The 15437-nt window shown below is 53.8% G+C and carries 11 protein-coding genes; 7 read left to right on the top strand and 4 right to left on the bottom strand.

Features of this window, described 5'->3' with window-relative positions; translation table 11 throughout:
- Positions 1-197 precede the first annotated feature (197 nt).
- Positions 198-2843: a phosphoenolpyruvate carboxylase gene (gene ppc, locus AACU55_RS04420; RefSeq protein WP_013577573.1), complete on the top strand. Its 2646-nt coding sequence runs from the start codon at positions 198-200 to the stop codon at positions 2841-2843.
- 72 nt (positions 2844-2915) lie between these two features.
- On the opposite strand, the gene metF is transcribed toward ppc, so the two are convergent.
- From metF to metB, 3 genes are all read right to left on the bottom strand, one after another.
- Positions 2916-3824, bottom strand: a complete 909-nt coding sequence (metF, locus tag AACU55_RS04425; protein ID WP_013577574.1) for a methylenetetrahydrofolate reductase — start codon at positions 3822-3824, stop codon at positions 2916-2918.
- A gap of 247 nt (positions 3825-4071) precedes the next feature.
- Positions 4072-6507 carry a bifunctional aspartate kinase/homoserine dehydrogenase II gene (locus AACU55_RS04430; protein WP_037035316.1) on the bottom strand — a complete coding sequence of 812 codons (2436 nt, stop codon included), beginning with the start codon at positions 6505-6507 and terminating at the stop codon, positions 4072-4074.
- 2 nt (positions 6508-6509) lie between these two features.
- Positions 6510-7670: a cystathionine gamma-synthase gene (gene metB / locus AACU55_RS04435; RefSeq protein WP_013577576.1), complete on the bottom strand. Its 1161-nt coding sequence runs from the start codon at positions 7668-7670 to the stop codon at positions 6510-6512.
- 330 nt (positions 7671-8000) lie between these two features.
- On the opposite strand from metB, the gene metJ reads away from it, so the two are divergent.
- Positions 8001-8318 (top strand): met regulon transcriptional regulator MetJ, encoded by a 318-nt coding sequence (gene metJ / locus AACU55_RS04440; RefSeq protein ID WP_004392248.1) that lies wholly within the window; start codon positions 8001-8003, stop codon positions 8316-8318.
- Between the two features lie 174 nt (positions 8319-8492).
- Here the strand turns inward: metJ and rpmE are convergent, their stop codons facing one another.
- Entirely contained in the window at positions 8493-8705 is a 213-nt protein-coding gene (rpmE, locus tag AACU55_RS04445) for a 50S ribosomal protein L31 (RefSeq protein WP_101079884.1), read from the bottom strand.
- Positions 8706-8906: 201 nt separating this feature from the next.
- Here rpmE and priA point away from each other — a divergent pair, with 201 nt between their 5' ends.
- The 5 genes from priA (at position 8907) to hslU (ending at position 15368) form a co-directional block, all read left to right on the top strand.
- Complete coding sequence (priA, locus tag AACU55_RS04450) at positions 8907-11102, top strand: primosomal protein N' (protein WP_015690597.1); 2196 nt, start codon at positions 8907-8909, stop codon at positions 11100-11102.
- Between the two features lie 203 nt (positions 11103-11305).
- Positions 11306-12334 (top strand): DNA-binding transcriptional regulator CytR, encoded by a 1029-nt coding sequence (cytR, locus tag AACU55_RS04455; RefSeq protein WP_015690598.1) that lies wholly within the window; start codon positions 11306-11308, stop codon positions 12332-12334.
- 99 nt (positions 12335-12433) lie between these two features.
- Positions 12434-13375 (top strand): cell division protein FtsN, encoded by a 942-nt coding sequence (gene ftsN / locus AACU55_RS04460; protein ID WP_071823634.1) that lies wholly within the window; start codon positions 12434-12436, stop codon positions 13373-13375.
- Positions 13376-13490: 115 nt separating this feature from the next.
- Positions 13491-14021, top strand: a complete 531-nt coding sequence (hslV, locus tag AACU55_RS04465; protein ID WP_015690599.1) for an ATP-dependent protease subunit HslV — start codon at positions 13491-13493, stop codon at positions 14019-14021.
- Between the two features lie 12 nt (positions 14022-14033).
- Positions 14034-15368: an HslU--HslV peptidase ATPase subunit gene (hslU, locus tag AACU55_RS04470; RefSeq protein WP_013577582.1), complete on the top strand. Its 1335-nt coding sequence runs from the start codon at positions 14034-14036 to the stop codon at positions 15366-15368.
- The last annotated feature ends 69 nt before the right edge of the window (positions 15369-15437 follow it).

The following is a 15437-nucleotide window of genomic DNA, read 5'->3' on the forward strand; positions in this document are numbered from 1 at the left end:
GCTGTTGTAATTAAATTTCAGCGACATCGCCAAAAAGACCATTTTTCACGTGAGTGTTCAGGGGTTTTTGGGTTAAAACATGTGCTGCATTTAAAAAGTATGGCCAGGTTGGCAGGGTGAACGGGGCAAGAATGCCTGACGGGTGAAAGTTATTTACAGAATATAAAAATTAAACGAGAGAACGGGTCAGAGGTAATATGAACGAACAATATTCCGCAATGCGAAGTAATGTCAGTACTTTAGGTAAATTGCTGGGCGACACGATCAAAGATACGTTGGGAGAGCATATCCTGGATCGTGTTGAGAAAATCCGTAAGCTGTCGAAATCCTCCCGTGCCGGAAATGACGCGGATCGACAGGAGTTACTGTCAACGTTGCAAAACCTCTCAAACGATGAGCTGTTGCCTGTTGCCCGTGCTTTTAGCCAGTTTCTGAATTTAGCCAACGTGGCTGAACAATATCACAGCATTTCGCCGCACGGCGAAGCGGCCAGCAATCCTGAAGCGCTGGCGCAATTGTTCGATCGTCTGAAATCCAAAAACCTCTCTGAGCAGCAGTTACGGGATGCCGTTGACCAGCTTTCTATCGAACTGGTGCTGACCGCGCACCCGACAGAAATCGCCCGTCGTACGTTGATCCACAAACTGGTGGAAGTGAATAACTGCCTCAAGCAGCTCGACCATAACGATCTGGCCGATTACGAGCGCAAACAAATCATGCGCCGCCTGCGTCAGTTAATCGCGCAATCATGGCATACCGATGAAATCCGCAAAAACCGCCCTTCTCCGGTGGATGAAGCCAAATGGGGTTTTGCGGTAGTCGAAAACAGCCTGTGGGAAGGCGTGCCGGCTTTTCTGCGCGAACTGAACGAACAGCTGGAAACCTCACTGGATTACAAAATGCCAGTGGAAGCCGTGCCGGTTCGCTTCACCTCCTGGATGGGTGGCGACCGCGACGGTAACCCGAACGTAACCGCCGATATCACCCGTCACGTGCTGTTGCTGAGCCGCTGGAAAGCGACTGATCTGTTCCTGCGTGATATCGCGGTGCTGGTGTCAGAACTGTCGATGACCGAATGCACACCGGAACTGCGTGAACTGGCTGGCGGTGCGGACATCATCGAACCTTACCGCGAAATCATGAAACAGCTCCGTTCGCAGCTGACCAATACTCAGGTGTATCTGGAAGCCCGTCTGAAAGGCGAGCGTGTTGCACGTCCTCACGATTTGCTGGTGAAAAATGACCAGCTGTGGGCGCCGCTTTACGCCTGCTACCAGTCATTGCAGGCCTGCAACATGGGCATTATTGCCAACGGCCAGTTGCTGGATACACTGCGCCGCGTGCGCTGCTTCGGCGTGCCGCTGGTGCGTATCGACGTGCGTCAGGAAAGCACCCGCCACACCGACGCTATCGCCGAAATTACCCGTTATCTGGGGCTTGGCGATTACGAAAGCTGGTCAGAATCCGACAAACAGGCTTTCCTGATCCGCGAACTGAACTCAAAACGTCCGCTGGTGCCACGTCACTGGGAACCGAGCGCCAACACCAAAGAAGTGCTCGATACCTGTCAGGTGATTGCCGAAGCGCCGGAAGGCTCGATTGCAGCGTATGTCATCTCGATGGCGCGCACGCCGTCTGATGTGCTGGCCGTACACCTGCTGCTCAAAGAAGCCGGTTGTCCGTTCCCGATGCCCGTTGCGCCGCTGTTCGAAACGCTCGACGACCTGAACAATGCCGACGATGTCATGAAGCAATTGCTGAGCATCGACTGGTATCGCGGTTTCATTCAGGGCAAACAGATGGTGATGATTGGCTATTCCGACTCCGCAAAAGACGCGGGCGTGATGGCCGCATCGTGGGCGCAATATCGTGCGCAGGATGCTCTGATCAAAACCTGCGAGAAAGCCGGAATTGCCCTGACACTGTTCCACGGACGTGGCGGTTCTATCGGCCGTGGCGGCGCACCGGCACAGGCAGCGTTATTGTCTCAGCCTCCGGGCAGCCTGAAAGGTGGCCTGCGCGTTACCGAACAAGGCGAGATGATCCGCTTCAAGTTCGGTCTGCCGGAAGTCACTATCAGCAGTCTGGCGCTGTACACCTCTGCAATTCTGGAAGCCAACCTGCTGCCACCGCCTGAGCCGAAACAAGCCTGGGTGGATATCATGGAACAACTGTCTGACGTGTCCTGCAAAATGTACCGTGGCTACGTTCGCGAAAATAAAGACTTCGTGCCTTACTTCCGCGCCGCAACGCCGGAACAGGAACTGGCCAAACTGCCTCTGGGTTCACGCCCGGCGAAACGTAAAGCCAGTGGTGGCGTCGAAAGCCTTCGTGCCATCCCGTGGATTTTCGCCTGGACGCAAAACCGCCTGATGCTGCCAGCCTGGCTGGGTGCCGGTGCCGGTTTGCAGGCTGTGGTTGATGACGGAAAACGCGACGAGCTGGAAACCATGTGCCGCGACTGGCCGTTCTTCTCCACGCGAATCGGTATGCTGGAGATGGTGTTTGCGAAAGCTGACCTGTGGCTGGCGGAATACTACGATCATCGTCTGGTTGGGAAAGAATTGTGGCCGCTCGGTCAGCAGTTGCGCGATCAGCTGGCAAGCGACATCAAAGTCATTCTGGCGATTTCTAACGACGATCATCTGATGGAAGATTTGCCGTGGATTGCAGAATCCATCGCACTGCGAAACGTCTACACTGACCCGCTGAACGTCTTGCAGGCTGAATTGCTGCACCGTTCCCGCGAGCTGGAAAAAGACGGCAAGCAGGATGCCAACGTCGAACAGGCGCTGATGGTGACGATTGCCGGTGTGGCAGCGGGTATGCGTAATACCGGCTAGTTTTCGCTGACATCAGCCCAAGAAAAACCCGCGAATTCGCGGGTTTTTTGTATTCAGTGTCGGGCAAAAAGATTAAGCGCGAACCGGCACGGCGATGTCTGGACGCACACCCAGCGTGTGGCAAATCGCGTAACTCATTTCTGCACGGTTCAGGGTGTAGAAATGGAAGTCCTTCACGCCTTCGCGGCTGAGGATTTTCACCATGTCCATCGCGATATTGGCACCGACCATTTTGCGGGTTTCGGCGTCGTCATCCAGCCCTTCAAACTGACTGTTCATCCAGTGCGGTACACGCACATTGGTCATCGTCGCAAAGCGGGTCAGCTGTTTGAAGTTAGACACCGGCAGGATGCCAGGCACGATTTCCACGTCAATCCCCTGACCGGCGCAGCGGTCGCGGAAACGCAGGTAACTTTCCACATCAAAGAAGAACTGCGTGATGGCGCGGTTCGCACCGGCATCGATTTTACGTTTCAGGTTAATCAGATCTGACTGCGCGCTTTTGGCCTCAGGATGCACTTCCGGATAGGCCGCGACGGAAATATCAAAGTCGCCCACTTCTTTCAGCAGATGCACCAAATCGGTGGCGTACATTTCCGGCTTGCCGCCGCCAGCCGGCAAATCGCCACGCAGAGCCACAATGTGGCGGATGCCACTGTCCCAGTAATCCCGTGCGATCTGACGCAGTTCATCGCGGCTGGCATCGATACAGGTCAGGTGAGGTGCCGCTTCCAGACCGGTACGTTCTTTAATGCCTTTGATGATGCTGTGCGTACGATCACGCTCGCCGGAGTTCGCGCCGTAAGTCACTGAGACAAACTTAGGCTTGAGGCTGCTGAGACGATCAATAGAGCTCCACAACGTATCTTCCATCTCGCTGGTACGAGGCGGGAAAAATTCGAAAGAAACGTTAATCTGACCCTGTAATTCAGCCAGATTCTGATTCAGCGCTTCGCGCTGGTTTGCGTGGAAAAAGCTCATAAACACTACCTCATGGATCACTGCGTTTTGATTATGGTTCGTTATAATGGACGTTTGGACGTCTAAACGTATAGATAGAAAATGACGGAAAGAGAACAAAGTGTCAACGTTAAAATGATGGCAGGGGATGATTAATCTTCACGCAAACTGAAAGAATTTCACGTTGCGAAAATGAGGCTGAGGGGAAGCTGAGGAAAGTTAGAGGTTTTTTACGCCTTCCCCTCATGGGAGAGGAAGGCGTAAGGAATTACAGAAGTTGCGTCAGACGATTAAGATCAGATTGCAACGCACCTGCGGTCACGTCACGCCCTGCACCCGGCCCGCGGATCACCAGCGGATTATCACGATACCAGCGACTTTCGATAGCGAACACGTTATCGCACGGCAGTAATGCGGCCAGAGGATGGTCGTCACGCACCGCTTCAACACCCACACGGGCTTTGCCATTGGCATCGAAACGGGCCACGTAGCGCAGCACCAGGCCCATTTCACGGGCGGCTTCCAGACGTTGCAGCATTTGCTGGTTCAGCGCCTCACCGTCTTCAAAAAACTGATCTACGGAACCGTTCGCGCAACTTTCCGGCACCAGCGATTCCACGCGAACCTGGGTCGGTTCGATGTCATAACCCGCTTCGCGCGCCAGGATCACCAGCTTGCGCATGACGTCCTGACCGGATAAATCATCGCGCGGATCCGGCTCAGTCAGCCCCTGCTGCCAGGCTAAATCCACCAGTTCGGTGAACGGCAGCGTGCCGTCAAATTGCAGGAACAGCCAGGACAATGTTCCCGAGAAAATGCCGCTGATGGCCAGAATGCTGTCGCCGCTGTCGCGTAAATCACGCACCGTATGATTAACCGGCAAACCAGCGCCGACAGTGGCGTTATACAACCAGTGGCTGTCAGTTTTGGAAAATGCATCGCGGATCTGACGGTATTTATTCGTGTCCGACGCGCCTGCCTGTTTGTTGGCACTGATGACATGGAAACCGTAGCTGGCGAAATCCAGATACTGATCGGCCAGTTCAGCGCTGGCGGTGACATCCAGAACCACTAAATCGTCATAAGGATGCGCGCGCATCCACAGGAACAGCGATTCTTCGTCATGCGCCTGCGATTCATCATCAAAGAAGGCCAGCGCACGGCTGGCATCCAGCCCTTCATAATTAAGCAGACTGCGCTTGCTGTCGACCACACCGGCCAGCACAAACTCGAAACCGCTGCGGGCAGAAATATTCTTTTGTTCACGGGCGAACAGTTCCAGCCAGCGTGAACCGATATTGCCTTTACCAAACAGCATCAGACCGATTTGCTTTTCAGCACGGAACAACGTTTTGTGCAGCCCCTGAATCAGGTGCGCGGTCGGGCCGATACGCAGTACAGCCACCAGACTGATACCGTCTTCGGCCTGCCAGATAAACTCCACTGGCTGATCTTTCATTTCCTGATAAAAACGGTGGCTGTGCAGCGGATTCTTGCACACGCCCGCCCCGACCAGCGCCACCAGCGCCAGCCCTTCACGCAGGGTCAGACGCGCCGGAAGGGCCGCCTCTTCGAGAATCTGCAACGCACTGCCCGCCACTTCAGAGGTGTAACAAAGTTGCAGCAGATTACGGTCAGGATGAATGCCGGTACACAGCGGTTTGATCTGCGCACGTTTAAGCAGCAGCTCAACATCTTTTTGTGCCAGACCAAAATCGTGGCCGGAAGGAATGACCATTTCGATCAGACAAATATCATCATGGCTGGTGACAATTTTCGCGCCGGTACCGGAAGCCAGCACGCGTTCAATACGCGTTGAGCCCTGCTCCGGCTGGTAACTGCAACGCAGTTGCAAATCAATATCGCTGCCGGAAACCGGCTGAAGGGTTCGGGTGTGCAGAACCGGTGCCGCCAGACGCGCCAGTTCACTGGCTTCATCGAGACGCAATAACGGCAGCAGGCAGGCATCTTTCACTTTGCGCGGGTCGGCGCTGTAGACACCGGCCACATCACTCCAGATGGTCACACGGCTGGCATTAGCCAGTGCGCCAATCTGGGTGGCGGAATAGTCACTGCCGTTACGGCCAAGCAGTACGGTTTCACCCGCGTCACTGCGGGCGATAAAGCCGGTCACCACCAGATATTGCTGAGGATGCTGCGCGAGAAGTTGTTGCAGCAGCGGATACGAACGGCCTTCATCAACCTGAGGTTGCGCAGCGCGTTCAGCCCGCAGGAATTCACGGGCATCCAGCCAGGCGGCCGGTAATTCCAGCTTACACAGCACTGCAGACATCAGACGTGCAGACCAGACTTCGCCGTGCCCGACGACTTCAGCATAAATTGCATCGGTCATTTTGCCGTCAAGCAAAACAGCCAGACGTTCGAGATCATGAATAAAAGAAGCAATAAGCGGTTCGGCCATTTCCGGCGGCAACAGACCAGTTATCAAATCACTCTGATAACGGCGCAAAGCCTGCTGAACCTGATGCGCAGAAATTCTGTCTGTCTGGCTGAGCTTCAGCCAGCTGATCAGCTGGTTGGTTGTGCTGCCAGCCGCCGACACCACCATCATGTCACCCGGCTTCGCATACTCGGCCATAATGCCAGCGACACGCAGATAACACTTCACGTCGGCCAGACTGCTACCACCAAATTTGTGCAACTGACGACTTCCCGCCGGCGCTGCAACCGCTATTGCATTCATACTTACCTCGTTGCCACTGACTGGAATGCATTTTCCAGATCAGCAATCAAATCTTCGCTGTCTTCAAGACCTACAGAAATACGGAGCAAGCTGTCAGAAATCCCGGCGGCTTTGCGCGCTTCCGGCGCCATGCCAGCATGTGTCATGGTCGCGGTATGAGAAATCAGGCTTTCGACGCCTCCCAGTGATTCTGCGAGGGTAAATAACTTCAATTCTTTCAGGAAATGGCGCAACTGAGCTTCATCTCCGTTAAATTCAAAACTGATCATGGCACCAAAGCCACGTTGCTGGCGGCAGGCAATTTCATGTCCCTGGTTTTCCGGCAGCGACGGATGATACAGCTTTTTGACCTGCAATTGTTTTTGTAAATAAGCAACAATTGCCAGTGCATTTTCCTGTTGCTGTTTCACGCGAACCGTTAACGTGCGCAAACCGCGCAATAACAGATAGCTGTCAAAGGCCGCAGCGGTAACGCCAATGTTGTTCGCCCACCAGGCGAGTTCTGTCGCATGTTCTGCGGTCTTAGATATTACCGTACCGGCGACCACATCAGAATGCCCGTTCAGATATTTAGTACATGAATGGACGACTAAATCCGCACCAAGCTGCAATGGATTTTGCAACGCCGGACTCAGGAAGGTGTTGTCCACCACTGTCAGGGCACCGGCGGCGCGGGACGCGTCGCAAATCGCCTGAATATCCACCACACGCAGCAAAGGATTGCTCGGCGTTTCAATCAGCACCAGCTTCGGTTTTTCTTTCAGCGCATCGGCCAGCGCCTGTGGATCACCCTGATCCACAAACAGCACGCGATACGCGCCACGTTTGCTCAGGCTGTCGAACAAACGGTAACTGCCGCCGTAGCAGTCGTGCGGCGCAACCAGTAAATCGCCAGGTTTCAGAAAGACCGTACACACCAGATGAATGGCTGACATACCGCTGCTGGTCAGAACCGCACCGGCGCCGCCTTCCAGATCAGCCAGCGCACGCTGGACAACATCCCGTGACGGATTGCCGCGACGTGAATAGTCATGGGCTCTTGGCTGGTTGAAATCTTCAAAGTTATAGGTACTGGAAAGGTAGATTGGCGGAACTACACAACCATATTGCTGATCATTGTTCAGGCCACTGCCCACGGCAATGGTGGCTTGCTTGTGCGTCATAATCGTTTCTTCCTGACGAATTGCGAAGGATGAGGATATAAAGAGTAACGTCCGGATTTATAGACGTCAATACATCTGGACATCTAAACTTCTTTGCGTATAGATTGAGCAACAGCGCAATACCCGCTAAAATTATGGCGTTAATGAAGATGTCAGGCAGATCTGTCGTGCCGGGAGACGTAAGCTCAAGGTAACAAAATGAACAGTGCCGCAGGGAAAAACGTGAAATGTCCCTGTTAAATTCCGACATTTACTTAGTGAGAACAGTGAAAATCGGGCATAATCACGCGGTTTTCAGAATTTTATTTTTTGATAAATTTAAGGTGTCCCATGGCTGAGTGGAACGGCGAATATGTCAGCCCTTACGCTGAACACGGTAAGAAAAGCGAACAAGTTAAGAAAATCACGGTATCCATTCCGCTGAAAGTCCTCAAAATTCTCACCGATGAACGCACCCGTCGCCAGGTAAACAACCTGCGTCACGCGACCAACAGTGAATTATTGTGTGAGGCTTTTCTGCACGCCTTCACCGGTCAGCCTTTGCCGAATGACGAAGACCTGCGTAAAGAACGCAGTGACGAAATACCGGAAGCGGCGAAGATCCTGATGCGTGAACTGGGTGTGGATCCTGATACCTGGGAATACTGATCGCAGCATCGCAAACAAAGATGTGCTGAAAGACCGTGCGGCTCCCGTCGCGCGTTTTTTCAGTATCTGCGCGAAGAAAGAGAGTGCGGGAACGGGCATTTTATCTGGCGGGACGTCAAACGACAGGTAACAAAAAAGGCGCCAAAGGCGCCTTTTTTTGCTCTCAAGCGAAGCTTATTTGCTGCTTGGAACGCTGAAACGCTTGTTGAAGCGGTCAACGCGACCACCGGTAGCCACTTCACGTTGCTTACCAGTGTAGAACGGGTGGCATTCGCCACAAACGTCCAGGTTCAGATCGTGACCCACAGTTGAGTGAGTTTTGATAACGTTACCGCATGAGCAAGTTGCAGTAACTTCTACATATTTAGGGTGAATACCTTGTTTCATGGAAAACCTCTTCTTAAGGCCGCGTCGCTATCCAACCCTGTTCTGTCAGACACCACGCGTAGTGGATGATAGGCTTTGAGTACGAAATGCACCAAAGGCGGCGAATCATACAGAATCTCTGACAACCGCGCAATCATGTTCATGCATTTCGAAGGACACAGTGTACACTATCTCGTCATTTTTTTATAGTCTGGACCCCCAATGCCTGTTGCCCACGTTGCTTTACCCGTCCCGCTCGCCCGTACTTTCGACTATCTGTTGCCGCCTGATATGCAGGTTTCAAAGGGTTGCCGGGTCAGTGTGCCTTTCGGAAAACGCGACGCCATTGGCATCGTCACTCAGGTCAGCGACTTCAGCGAATTTGGCCTGGAGAAACTGAAACCGGTGCGGGAAGTCCTCGACAGCTCCAGCCTGTTTACCCCTGATCTGTGGCGCATCCTGTTTTGGGCCGCCGACTATTACCATTACCCGATCGGCGAAGTGCTGTTCCATGCGCTGCCGGTGTTGTTACGTCAGGGGAAAGCCGCTGAGCTTACACCGCTGTGGCAATGGTTCGCCACCGAGGAGGGGCGCGCTACGCCGCTCGACAGTCTCAAACGTGCGCCAAAACAACAGCAGGCGATGGCAGCACTGATGCAAAAACCGTTGTATCGTCATCAGGTTGCCGATCTTGATCTTACCGATACGGCCCTGCAGGCATTACGAGCCAAAGGGCTGACGGATTTACGCAGTATTGCGCCCGCCACGCACGACTGGCGCCAGGATTTCTCGGTGATCGGCGAACGTTTACGACTCAATACCGAGCAGGCCACCGCCGTCGGCGCGATCCGCAGTGAAGATCAGCAATTTTCCGCCTGGTTGCTGGCCGGTGTAACCGGCTCAGGTAAAACCGAAGTGTATCTGAGCGTGCTGGAAAACATTCTGGCGCAGGGTCGGCAGGCGCTGGTGATGGTGCCGGAAATCGGCCTGACGCCGCAAACCATCGCACGTTTTCGCGAACGTTTCAGTGCGCCGGTGGATGTGCTGCACTCCGGCCTGAACGACAGCGAACGCCTCGCCGTCTGGCTGCGGGCGCGCAATGGCGAAGCGGGCATCGTCATTGGCACCCGTTCATCGCTGTTTACACCGTTTGCGCGCCTCGGCGTCATTATCATTGATGAAGAACACGACAGTTCTTATAAGCAGCAGGAAGGCTGGCGCTATCACGCCCGCGATCTGGCGGTGTACCGCGCTCACGCTGAAAATATCCCGATTATTATGGGCTCGGCAACCCCGGCGCTGGAAACGCTGCACAATGTTGAACTGGGGAAATATCGTCAGCTCAAACTGACCAAACGTGCCGGAAATGCCAAACTCGCCCGTCAGAATTTGCTGGATTTAAAAGGGTTGCAGCTGAAAGTCGGGCTGTCTCAACCGCTGATCCAGAAAATGCAGGAACATCTGAAAGCCGATAATCAGGTCATGCTGTTCCTCAACCGCCGCGGCTATGCGCCTGCCCTGCTTTGCCATGAGTGTGGCTGGATAGCCGAATGTCAGCGCTGTGACCACTATTACACTCTGCACCAGAATCAGCGTCAGTTACGCTGCCACCATTGTGACAGTCAGCGCGCCGTGCCGCATCAGTGTCCGCATTGCGGCTCAACACAACTGGTCTCGGTCGGCGTCGGTACAGAACAGCTGGAAAACGAACTGGCGCCGTTGTTCCCGGATACGCCAATCACGCGCATTGACCGCGATACCACCAGCCGGAAAGGTTCGCTGGAACAGCATCTGAATGAAGTCCATCGTGGCGGCGCACGTATTCTTATCGGCACACAAATGCTGGCAAAAGGGCACCACTTCCCTGACGTTACGCTGGTGTCATTGCTGGATGTCGACGGCGCGCTGTTCTCGGCAGATTTCCGTTCTGCCGAGCGCTTTGCCCAGCTTTATACGCAGGTTTCAGGCCGCGCCGGACGTGCAGGCAAACAGGGTGAAGTCGTATTGCAAACTCACCATCCCGAACATCCGCTATTACAGGTGCTGTTGCAGCAGGGCTACGACGAGTTCGCCAGACAGACCCTGGCGGAGCGCAAAAGCGTCTTCCTTCCTCCTTATACCAGCCACATTATGATCCGCTCGGAAGACCACGATAATCAGCAATCTGCGCTGTTCCTTCAGCAGTTACGTAATCTGCTCGAATCCAGTCCGCTGAAAGATGATTCGCTGTGGATCCTGGGGCCGGTTCCTGCCTTACAAGCCAAACGCAGCGGACGTTTCCGCTGGCAGCTTTTATTGCAGCATCCTTCACGACGCGTTTTGCAGCATCTGATCAAAAGCTCTCAGCCGCTGATTTCAAGTCTGCCGCAAGCCAAAAAAGTGAAATGGACACTGGATGTCGATCCGATTGACAGCTGATTCCAAAAGCGAATTTGCGTGAATAGTCAGGTTTTTTGCGTGATGCATCGAAAAAAGCATCTGGGTCACACTTTTAATGCAAATTAGGTAACAAATCCTACTCACATTCTGTTTAGAATGTGATGAGCTACACATCATGCGTAGCCAGGTGAGGAATGTTGATGTTGTTGTCTCAGTTTGATGCTGTTGCAAGGAGAGAGACGTTGGAGCACAAGAAAGAATTACCCGCCGCAACAATGAAAGATGTGGCTGAACAGGCAGGCGTTTCAACAGCAACCGTATCCCGTGCATTAATGAATCCGGAGAAAGTCTCCGCCGCGACTCGCCAGAAAGTTGATCAGGCCGTCATGGCCGTCGGTTATTCTCCTCATGCCCTGGCCCGCAACCTGAAGCGTAATGAATCACGCACTATTTTGGTGATCGTCCCCGACATCTGCGATCCGTTTTTCGCCGATCTGATCCAGGGGATCGAGCGCACGGCCGCCGAAAGCGGTTATCTGGTGTTGATCGGTGATTGTGCTCAGCAAAATCAGCAAGAGAAAACCTTTATCAATCTGATCATTACCAAGCAAATTGACGGAATGCTGCTGCTCGGCTCTGATTTACCTTTCGATGCCAGCAAAGAAGAACAACGCAATCTGCCGCCGATGGTGATGGCTAATGAATTTGCGCCGGAACTTGAACTGCCGACGGTCCACATTGATAACCTGACGGCCGCGTTCGAAGCTGTGCATTATCTTCTCAAGCTGGGGCATCAGCGTATTGCCTGCATCGCCGGGCCAAAGCATATGCCATTGTGCCAGTACCGTTCACAAGGTTATGTGCAGGCGCTGCGCCGCAACGGACTGAGCGTCGAGAGCAAGCTGACCATTCATGGTGATTTCAGCTATGAATCGGGGGCGCAAGCCGTCACCGAGTTGATGGCCCTGCCCGTGCCGCCGACGGCGATTTTCTGCCACAACGATGTGATGGCGATTGGTGCCATGTTTCAGGCCAAAAAAATGGGTCTGCGCATTCCGCAGGATTTGTCGGTTGTCGGCTTCGATGACATCAAGGCCAGCCAGTATACCGATCCTCCGCTGACGACCGTTGCGCAGCCGAGATTCCAGCTTGGCCGTCAGGCCATGTTATTATTACTTGAGCAGTTACAGGGAAATCCGGTACAAAACGGTTCGCTGCTGCTTGATAGCGAGCTGGTGGTGCGGGAAAGCACTGCGGCCCCAAAAGCGTGAGTCCGATTTTATGCTGTTCAACAGTTTTAATTTCAGTAAATGTTCAGGGTTGAGTAACATGACGCACTTCTTCATTCATCACGACACAGCGAAACGATAGTGGCACAAAGAGACTATGTAAGCCGTGGGCGCTCAGGAGCGCGGCGGAAAAGTACCAGCCGGAGTAAAAAACGCAGTTCCACAACGATCTCCAAAACCATGGTGGTGTTAGCCGTTGCGGTACTGGTGGTGTTTGTCGGTGGCCTCTATTTTATTGCGCACAATAAACATGAAGAAGCGACAGTGTTGCCGACGCACGCTGTCCGTCCGGGTAATGGATTGCCACCTAAGCCAGAAGAACGCTGGCGCTACATTAAAGAACTGGAAAACCGCCAGATGGGCGTCACCACGCCGACAGAACCGACGGCGGGCGGACAGGTCGAATCCAAAACACAACTGACGCCTGAACAGCGCCAGCTTCTCGAACAGATGCAGGCCGATATGCGCCAGACACCAACACAGTTGTCTGAAGTGCCGTATAACGACCCGAATCAGGCCACGCAGGCACCGGCGCATACTCAGCGTCAGGTTCAGCAACAGCAGCCGACGTACGCGCAGCAGCAACCGGTAACTCAGCCGCGCCAGGTTCAGCCACAGCCAACGTATACGCCGCAAACGCAGCCGGTACGTGCGCCTCAGGCCCAGGTGCAAACGCAACCCGTTCAGCCAAAACCGAAGCCGCAAGTGAAAGAGCCGGTGAAAGAAGCACCGAAACCGCAACAGCCAGCCACCATTACCCAGGCTGAGCCGGAAAAACCGAAAGCACAGGAAAAAACCCAGCGCTTTGTGGTTCAGTGCGGTTCGTTCAAAGGATCTGAGCAGGCGGAATCCCAGCGCGCCAAACTGGCATTCGAAGGTTTTGAAGGCCGGATCACTACCGGCGGTGGCTGGAGTCGCGTCGTCATCGGCCCGTACAACAGCCGTTCTGGTGCTGACAGCACACTATCGCGCCTCAAAGGCGCTGGCATCTCCGGTTGCATTCCCGTCGCAACCGGGGGTTGAAAACCCGTAATCCTTCCCCAATCTATACTTTCAATATGCCCCGTAAGTTTGTGAGACACGTTCAGTGTCCCGCAAACCTGCGGGGATCTTTTCCGTCTGCAACGAGGAACCGCTCGTGACAACAATTGTAAGTGTACGCCGCAACGGCAAGGTCGTTATCGGTGGTGATGGCCAGGCCACATTGGGAAATACCGTCATGAAGGGCAACGTCAAAAAAGTACGTCGCCTGTATAACGACAAAGTGATCGCGGGCTTTGCTGGCGGCACGGCTGATGCCTTCACGCTGTTTGAGCTGTTCGAACGCAAACTGGAAATGCACCAGGGTCATCTGGTGAAAGCCGCCGTTGAACTGGCAAAAGACTGGCGTACCGACCGTATGTTACGCCGTCTGGAAGCCCTTCTGGCCGTGGCCGATGAAAATGCCTCGCTTATCATCAGCGGTAACGGTGACGTTATCCAGCCTGAAAACGATCTGATTGCCATTGGTTCCGGTGGCCCGTATGCCCAGGCCGCTGCACGCGCATTGCTGGAAAACTCCGAGCTTGAAGCGCGTGACATCGTCGAGAAATCGCTGAGCATCGCCGGTGACATCTGCATCTACACCAACCAATTCCACACTATCGAAGAATTGTCTTCTAAAGCGTAAGGATCGAAAATTATGTCTGAGATGACCCCGCGCGAGATCGTCAGCGAGTTAGACAGTTACATCATTGGCCAGGATAAAGCGAAACGCGCCGTGGCTATTGCTTTGCGTAACCGCTGGCGCCGGATGCAGCTTGATGAAGCGCTGCGCCACGAAGTCACCCCGAAAAATATTCTGATGATCGGTCCGACCGGTGTCGGTAAAACCGAAATTGCCCGCCGTCTGGCGAAGCTGGCTAACGCGCCGTTCATCAAAGTAGAAGCGACTAAATTCACGGAAGTCGGTTACGTCGGTAAAGAAGTGGATTCCATTATCCGCGACCTGACCGATTCCGCCGTAAAAATGGTGCGCCTGCAATCTATTGAGAAAAACCGTTATCGTGCTGAAGAACTGGCCGAAGAACGTATTCTGGATGTGTTGATCCCGCCAGCGAAAAACAACTGGGGACAACCTGACGAAGCGCAGGAACCTTCTGCTGCACGCCAGAACTTCCGCAAAAAACTGCGTGAAGGCCAGCTCGACGACAAAGAGATTGAAATCAGCCTGGCATCCGGCCCGATGGGCGTGGAAATCATGTCCCCTCCGGGTATGGAAGAAATGACCAATCAGTTGCAGTCGATGTTCCAGAGCATGGGTGCTCAGAAACAGAAACCGCGCAAACTGAAAATCAAAGAAGCGCTGAAGCTGCTGATCGAAGAAGAAGCCGCGAAACTGGTGAACCCGGAAGATCTGAAAGAACAGGCGATCGAGGCCGTTGAGCAACACGGCATCGTGTTTATCGATGAGATCGACAAAATCTGTAAACGTGGCGGCCAGAGTTCAGGCCCGGACGTCTCCCGCGAAGGTGTTCAGCGTGACCTGCTGCCTCTGGTGGAAGGCTGTACGGTGTCTACCAAGCACGGCATGGTGAAAACCGATCACATTCTGTTTATCGCTTCCGGCGCATTCCAGACGGCCAGCCCGTCAGACCTGATCCCTGAGTTGCAGGGTCGTCTGCCTATTCGTGTGGAACTGCAGGCGCTGTCGACTGAAGACTTCGAACGCATACTGACCGAGCCAAGTGCTTCGCTGACTCATCAGTACAAAGCATTGATGGCGACCGAAGGCGTAACCATTGATTTCACCGCTGACGGTATCCGCCGTATTGCGGAAGCCGCATGGCAGGTGAACGAAACCACCGAGAACATAGGTGCGCGTCGTCTGCATACCGTTCTGGAGCGTCTGATGGAAGATATCTCTTACGATGCCAGCGAAAGCAACGGTATCTCCATAAACATTGATGCAGATTATGTTAGAAGCCACCTTGACCAGCTGGTAGCTGATGAAGATCTGAGCCGTTTTATCTTATAATTTGCTCATACGTTCCGAAAGTGATCTTCAGGGAGGCGTTTGCCTCCCTGATTTTTTTAGATTTCGGAC

It is taken from the genome of Rahnella sp. CJA17(1/100) (genome assembly GCF_963881615.1).
Classification (GTDB): Bacteria; Pseudomonadota; Gammaproteobacteria; order Enterobacterales; family Enterobacteriaceae; genus Rahnella; species Rahnella aceris.